The organism is Planomonospora alba, assembly GCF_039534085.1.
Classification (GTDB): domain Bacteria; phylum Actinomycetota; class Actinomycetes; order Streptosporangiales; family Streptosporangiaceae; genus Planomonospora_B; species Planomonospora_B alba.
The window spans coordinates 1-6,898 of sequence record NZ_BAAAUT010000117.1 but is presented as its reverse complement, the minus strand read 5'-3'; the positions used below and the strand labels follow the sequence as shown (position 1 = coordinate 6,898).

Annotated in this window: 5 protein-coding genes and 1 pseudogene; 5 read left to right on the top strand and 1 reads right to left on the bottom strand. The window is 72.0% G+C overall.

Translation table 11 applies throughout. From position 1 onward, the window contains the following. Together ABD823_RS33950 and ABD823_RS33945 are read left to right on the top strand one after the other, a co-directional pair. Positions 1 to 163: pseudogene (locus tag ABD823_RS33950) on the top strand (IS110 family transposase); the annotation flags it as partial. Between the two features lie 92 nt (positions 164 to 255). Next, complete coding sequence (locus ABD823_RS33945) at positions 256 to 795, top strand: hypothetical protein (protein WP_344866981.1); 540 nt, start codon at positions 256 to 258, stop codon at positions 793 to 795. A 138-nt stretch (positions 796 to 933) separates the two neighbouring features. Here the strand turns inward: ABD823_RS33945 and ABD823_RS33940 are convergent, their stop codons facing one another. Beyond that, positions 934 to 2,439: an MFS transporter gene (locus tag ABD823_RS33940; protein ID WP_344866979.1), complete on the bottom strand. Its 1,506-nt coding sequence runs from the start codon at positions 2,437 to 2,439 to the stop codon at positions 934 to 936. Positions 2,440 to 2,494: 55 nt separating this feature from the next. Here ABD823_RS33940 and ABD823_RS33935 point away from each other — a divergent pair, with 55 nt between their 5' ends. From ABD823_RS33935 to ABD823_RS33925, 3 genes are all read left to right on the top strand, one after another. After that, a complete protein-coding gene (locus ABD823_RS33935; RefSeq protein WP_344866977.1) occupies positions 2,495 to 3,250 on the top strand; it encodes a TetR/AcrR family transcriptional regulator in 756 nt (251 codons plus the stop codon). Between the two features lie 51 nt (positions 3,251 to 3,301). Further along, positions 3,302 to 4,927: a PucR family transcriptional regulator gene (locus tag ABD823_RS33930; RefSeq protein WP_344866975.1), complete on the top strand. Its 1,626-nt coding sequence runs from the start codon at positions 3,302 to 3,304 to the stop codon at positions 4,925 to 4,927. A gap of 300 nt (positions 4,928 to 5,227) precedes the next feature. Continuing rightward, positions 5,228 to 6,691, top strand: a complete 1,464-nt coding sequence (locus tag ABD823_RS33925) for a phosphodiester glycosidase family protein (protein ID WP_344866973.1) — start codon at positions 5,228 to 5,230, stop codon at positions 6,689 to 6,691. Positions 6,692 to 6,898: the final 207 nt, after the last annotated feature.

The window sequence follows — 6,898 nt, the reverse complement described above, 5'->3', positions numbered from 1 at the left end:
CCGCACCCTCTACGACCGGCACCGCGCCGCCGGAGCCGGCCATCATGCGGCCCTGTGAGTGCTGGCCAACCGCCTGGTCGGCATCTACCACGGCTGCCTGCGCCACCACGCCCATTATGACGAACACCACGCCTGGGGTGCTCGGATCAGTGCCGCTGCCTGACGCTCAACCATGGAGGTCGCCTCAAGAGCATCGGGTCGGCACTGGCGGAAAACGAGTTTCCCGTGCGCAACGGTTCCAGTTACCGTCGTGGCATGCAGGTCACCTTCACCCGCACCGCGGAACGTCGCTATCGCGTAACGGTGGACCGCGAGCTGGCGCCGCCGCTGGTGATGGACCCCGGTCCCGGATACGACCCCTACCTTCCGCACGACCTCCTCCACTTCATCGTGGAATGCCACTGGGAACTCAGGAACGGCATCTTCGGCCAGCTCGCGGCCGGCGGCGACGCACACACCTTCGAGCTCGCCGACCAGCCCCGGGACCGCCGTCAGGCGCGGCGGCGCACGCGCCGCAGCTCCCGCAGGAACAGCGTGTCCGGAGCCGACATCGCCCTGTCGGAGAAGCTGGCGGGCGTCGCACTGACCGCGTGGCTGGTGCACACCGGCCGCCTCCCCATGCCGGACGACGCCGAGACGGCGCTTGGGGAGATCGGCGTCACGGAAGCCGAGGTCGTCGGGATCCTCGGCCGGCTGGACGAGAGCGCGAGCCGCTGGCACGCGCTGGCCGTCGGTGAGTCGCTCACCCTGGACTGGCCCTGGCCGGAACGACGCGGCGGGCGCCGCACCGCATAAGAGCCAGGCATCAGCGCTGATGCTTGACGCTTAGCACTGTGGGATGTCTTCGGGAGTACTGGGCCGTCTCCCGCGGCGGCCGGGCGCCGCCGCGGGAGGACCGGGTCCGCAGCGCCACCGCCGCGGGAACGCCGGGCCTCAGACCTCCACCGGCTCCTCCTCGGGCGCCGCGGCCGGGCGCGGCGCGGGGCGGATCACCGCCAGGGCCGCCGCGGCCGCGGCGGCGCAGAAGGCGATGCCCACCCAGGAGCCGAAGGACATCGCCGAGACGAACGACTCCCGTGCGGCCTCCAGCACGGCCGGGTCACCGAGCAGGTGCGCGCCGGCGATGGAGTCGCGCGCGGCGGCGGGCGCCCCGGCGGGCATCGAGGAGGTGTAGACCCCGGCCAGCACGCTGCCGAGCACGGCCACGCTCAGCGCCATGCCGACCTGCTGGACGGTGTCGTTCAGCGCCGAACCGACCCCCGCGTGCGCCGGGGGCACCGCGCCCATCAGCGTCGCGTAGGCCGCCGGTCCCGCCAGACCGCCGCCGATCCCCATGACGACGAGACCGGTGATCAGCATGCCGTACCCGCTGTCGGCGGTCATGAAGGCGAGCACGCCGAAGCCGAGGCCCATGACGCCCAGGCCGCCCGCGATGAGCGCGCGGTTGCTCGCCTTCCGCCCCAGACCGGCGCCGACCGCGTTGAACAGCGCGGCGGCCACCGCGTACGGCAGCAGCGCGAGCCCGGCCCGCATCGGCTCGTAGCCGAGCACGAACTGCAGGTACTGGGTGAGCATCAGCAGCAGGGCGCCGGTGCCGAACGACATCAGCACGATCGAGAAGGACGAGCCGCTGAAGTCACGGTTGCGGAAGAGCTCCAGCGGCAGCATGGGGTGCTCGCAGCGGCGCTCCCAGACCACGAAGGCGCCGAGCGCGAGCACGGCCAGCGCGGCGGCGGTGAGCACCGGGGGCGCGGTCACGCCCTCCGCGGGGGCGGAGATGATCACGAAGACCAGTGCGGCCATGCCCGCGGTGGACAGCAGCGCGCCGAGCGGGTCGAGTCTGCGGGCGGGACCGCGGGACTCGGGCATCAGCAGCACCGCCGCCACGACGGCCAGGAGCGCGACGGGCACGTTGATCAGGAAGATCGAGCCCCACCAGTAGTGCTCCAGCAGGAGGCCGCCCAGGGTGGGACCGGCGATCACGCCGACCATGGCCACCGCGCTCCACGCCGCGATGGCCGTGCGGCGCTCGCTCTCGTCGAAGACGGTGATCAGGATGGACAGCGTGCTGGGCATCAGGATGGAGCCGCCGACGCCCATCAGCGCGCGGGCGGCGATGAGGTGCCAGGGCTCGGTGACCACCACGGCGAGCGCGGAGGCCCCGCCGAACAGCACCAGGCCGATGACCAGGAAGCGCCGGCGCCCGTACCGGTCGGACAGTCCTCCCGCGGTGAGCAGCAGCCCGGCGAAGACCAGGATGTAGGCGTCGAGGACCCACTGGATGTCCGACGGGCTCGCGCCGAGGTCGGTCATCAGCGAGGGGATGGCCAGGTTCAGGACCGTGTTGTCCACGACCAGGACCAGCAGGCTCAGGCAGAGCACCACGAGGATCCACCAGCGCCTCGGGTCCGCCTCTTCTCGTACGGTGTTCGATTTCACTCGCACACTGTACGACGATAATCGCACGGCGTGCGAGTGCATTTATCCTGGAAGGGTGCAGCAGCCTCTCGACTCGGTCTGGACCCGGCAGCCCCGCGCCTCCAAGAGCAGCCCCACGCTCAGCCGCGGCCAGATCGTGCGCGCCGCGCTGGAGTTGCTCGACGCCGAGGGCCTGGACGCGCTGAGCATGCGCCGGCTGGGTGCCAGGCTCGGCGCCGGTGCCACCAGCCTCTACTGGCACGTCGCCCACAAGGACGAGGTGCTCGAACTCGTCATGGACGAGGTCTACGGAGAGGTCCCGTTGCCCGACCCGGAGACCGTCGGCTGGCAGGACGCCGCCGTGCGGTTCGCCTACGGCCTGCGCGAGGCGCTCTTCAAACATCCCTGGGCGATCCCCCTCATCAGCACCAGGCCGTCCATCGGCCCCAACGCGATGCGCCTGTCCACCCGCATGGCGGCCGTCTTCGAGCAGGCCGGCTTCACCGGCATGTCCCTGGACTACGCGTCCTCCGCCCTGCTCTCCTACGTCCTCGGCGCGATCGCGCCCGAGATCGCCTGGCGCACGACGATCGACCGCTCCGGGCTGAGCAGCGAGGAACTGGCGGCCGCCATGCACCAGACCGTGCGCCAGGCGGCCCGCGACCACCCCGAGCTCCTCGAGCGCTACGAGCGATACACCGGCCATGACGTGGACGTCACCCGCGCGATCAGCTTCGACTTCGGCCTGACCTGCCTGCTCGACGGGATGAAGGTACGGCTGGAGCAGGACGCGCCCGCCACCCCGGAAGCCCGGAGAACCCGGCGGACATAACGTAAAGCACCAGGCAGGCATATTTACATACTGATCAGCTATTCTCGGTGAGTGCTGCCCACCATCTCCGACGTCCTCGCCCTGGACACCGTCCGCCGGGGCATCCCCCGGGTCGTCGCGGGAGCCGACCGGCTGGACACACGGGTGCGCTGGGTCCACATCGGCGAGGTCACCGACATCGCGCACCTGCTCCGCGGCGGCGAGCTGGTGCTCACCACCGGGATCGCCCTGCCCGACGACCCCGACAAGCTCGCCGGCTACGTCGCCGAGCTCGCCGCCGTCGGCGCGGCCGGACTGATCGTGGAGCTGGGCCGCAAGTTCATCGGCGAGCTCCCCCGGCCCGTGGTCGCCGCCGCCGAGGAGCACGGCCTGCCGCTGGTCACGCTGGCCAGGGAGACCCCGTTCGTGCAGATCACCGAGGCGGTGCACGCCCGGATCATCGACCGCCAGCTGGAGGAGCTGCGCGCCTCCGAGCAGCTCCACGAGGTCTTCACCGCCCTGTCGGTCGAGGGCGCCTCCCCCGCGGAGATCCTCGCCCAGGTCTCCCGCCTCTCCGGCCGCCCGGTGCTGCTGGAGAACCTCGCCCACCAGGTGCTCGCCTGCGAGTCGGCCGGGCACGACACGGGCACGCTGCTGGCCAGCTGGGAGAGCCGCTCCCGCGCGGTGGCCTCCGACCGGCGCACCGCCTACGACGCCTCCTCCGGCTGGCTGGTCACCATGGTCGGCGCCCGCGGCCAGGACTGGGGCCGGCTGGTGCTGCTCTGCGACGCCGAGCCGAGCCCCCGCGACATCGTGCTCGCCGAACGCGCCGCGACCACACTCGCCCTGGGCCGCCTGCTGGAGCGGCACCAGGAGTCCCTGGAGCGCCAGGCCCACGGCACGATCATCTCCGGCATCCTCAGCCACGCCTACGCCGACCCCGACGAGGCCGCCGCCCGGGCCCGCGCGGTCGGCGTGCCCCTCACCGGACGCAAGCTGGTCAGCGCGGTGCTCCGCCTCACCGAGTCGCCCGAGAGCCCGGCCGACGGCCCGGAGCAGCTCGCCCTGCTCGGCGAGCTGGCCGAGGCCGCCGCGGCGGCCTGCCGCGCCGCCCGCTTCCCCGCTCTGGTCGGCGCCCTCGACCAGAGCCGCGTGGGCGTCCTGCTCCCCCTGCCGCCCCGCACGTTCGCCGAACCCGCGCTGACCGTGCTCTCCGACCGCCTGCGCGCCGCCTTCGCCGCGCCCTTCGTCCTCGCGGCGGGCTCGGTCGTCGAGAGCGTCCGCGACGTACGGCGCAGCTTCCTGGAGGCCGAGCAGGTCGCCGACGTCGCGGTCCGGCAACCCGACGGCCGGGCCTTCTACCGCCTGCCCGACCTGCGGCTGCGCGGCCTGCTCCACCTGCTGCGCGACGACGCCCGGCTGCAGACCTTCGCCGAGCGTGAGCTCGGGCCGCTCCTGGCCCACGACGCGCAGCGCGGCGGCGACCTGACCAAGATCCTCCGCGTCTACCTGGACTCCGGGCGCAACAAGGCCGTGGCGGCGCAGAAGGCCCACCTGTCCCGGCCGGCCTTCTACGACAGGCTCCGCCGGCTGGAGCGCGTCCTCGACACCGATCTCGACGACGTGGAGTCCTGTCTCTCCCTCCACGTCGCCCTGCTGGCGCTGGAGTCCTTCCGCCGGGACGCCCCCCGCTCCTGACCCCCGGAGCGTACGGTCCCGGCGGATCCGCAGCTGATCCGCCGGGACACTGATGGACCGGTGGACCGGCGCCCGCCGTACCGGACCGGGCCGCCCGAAGCCCTGCCGGCTCGCCCGCACCACCCGTTACCCGCCACGGGTTCGCCACCGGTTTGCCACCGAATGCGAGCCATTCGTGCGATCTCATCTGAGAAACATCACTTTCTTAGGCCGTTTCCCGCGTTTCGCCTTCATCCGCAGGTGGATCTCGGCAGCATGGTGCACCGCGACAAGGTCACCTACGGGGAGAGAGATACACGAATGTCACGACGTCTCATCGTCGGGCTCACGGCCGTGGCCGTCACGGCCACGGCGATTCCAGCGCAGGCGGAGCGGGCGGGTTCGGCCTTCCCCTCTTCGGCCTTCCCCCTCGGCACAGCCGGGGCGACGACCAAGACCCAGCGAACGGTGGCTCCCGGGGTCGACCTCTTCAACGTGACGCACGGCAAACCCACCCAGGGCTGGACCGTGTCCCTGCTGATGCCCAACGGGCACGACAACGGCCCCCTCTCCACCGCCCAGACGGTGGCCGCGGCGGCCGAGGCCGCGGGCTTCACCCCCAGCGTCCTGAAGATCGTGCAGCCCGCCGCGGCGGACGCCCCGGCCGTCGAACGGTACATGGTCCGGATCGGACTGTGGACGCTCAAGCAGCGCGCCAAGGCCGACAAGACGGTCAAGGAGCTCAAGAAGGCCGGCATCCGGGCCAAGACCGACTATCTCGGCGACGACGGCGACCAGACCACCGGCCCCTGGGACATGCGGGTGGTGATGGTCGATCCCAGGACCTTCAAGGGCTCCTACCGGACCAGCGTCGGCTCCAGCGTGGCCAAGCGCGAGACCACCTCCTCCATGTCCAAGCAGGTGAAGGCCATCGCGGGCGTCAACGGCGGGTTCTTCAACATCCACACCGCCAGAGCGCTCCAGGGCGACCCGGTGGGCGTCTCAGTGGTGGGCGGGAGGCTGCTCAGCGAAGGCGTCCCCGGCCGCAGCGCCCTCGTCATCACCGGCAGGAAGGCCCGGATCACCGAACTGAGGGCCGCGGTGACCGCGATCTCCTCCGACGGGGCGCGGATCGAGGTGAAGGGCGTGAACCGGGCCGCGGGCGCGGAGGACCTCGTCCTCTACACCGAGGAGTTCGGCGCCAAGACCGCCGCTGACGGCGGCACCGAGGTCGTGTTCGACGCCCGCGGCAGGATCGTCAAGGTCCGCGCCGCCGGCGGCGCCGTCCCGCGGGGCCACCAGGTGCTCCACGGCACCGGCACCATGGCCGACTGGCTGTACGAGCACGCGTGGGAGACCTGGACCCTGCGGATCGACACCAAGGTCGTCGACCTGCGCACGGGCAGGGCCGTACCGCTGACGCCGGAGACGTACGTGATGGGCGGAGGCGTCGGCCTGCTCAGGAACGGCCGGGTCCGGATCACCGCGGCGGCCGACGGGCACGCCTCGGTCAACATGATGCTCCGGCGCCACCCGCGCACGATCGTCGGCGTCGACAGGTCGGGCGGTCTGATCCTGGTCACGGTCGACGGCCGCAACCCCGGCGTCTCCGTCGGTGCCTCGATGGTGGAGGCCGCGCAGATCATGCGCTGGCTGGGAGCCAAGCAGGCCATCAACTTCGACGGTGGCGGGTCCACCGCGATGGTCGTCCGACACAAGGTCGTGAACCGGCCGTCCGACGGCCGGGAGCGGACCGTGGGCGACGCCCTGTTCGTCACTCCCTGACCCGGCCCTTCCGGCCGGACCGTCGGCACCGCCCTCCATCGGATCCAGGGGTTCCCCTGCCGGATCATCCGGCAGGGGAAGCTTCCCTTCCGGCAGTGGACTTCGGGAAGGCGAGCCGCCCGGCCCTCGAACGCCCGCGGAGAGAACAAGAAGGGGCCGCCCCGGAAGACGACCCCCCACACCCCGAAAACAGAAAGGGCCGCCCCG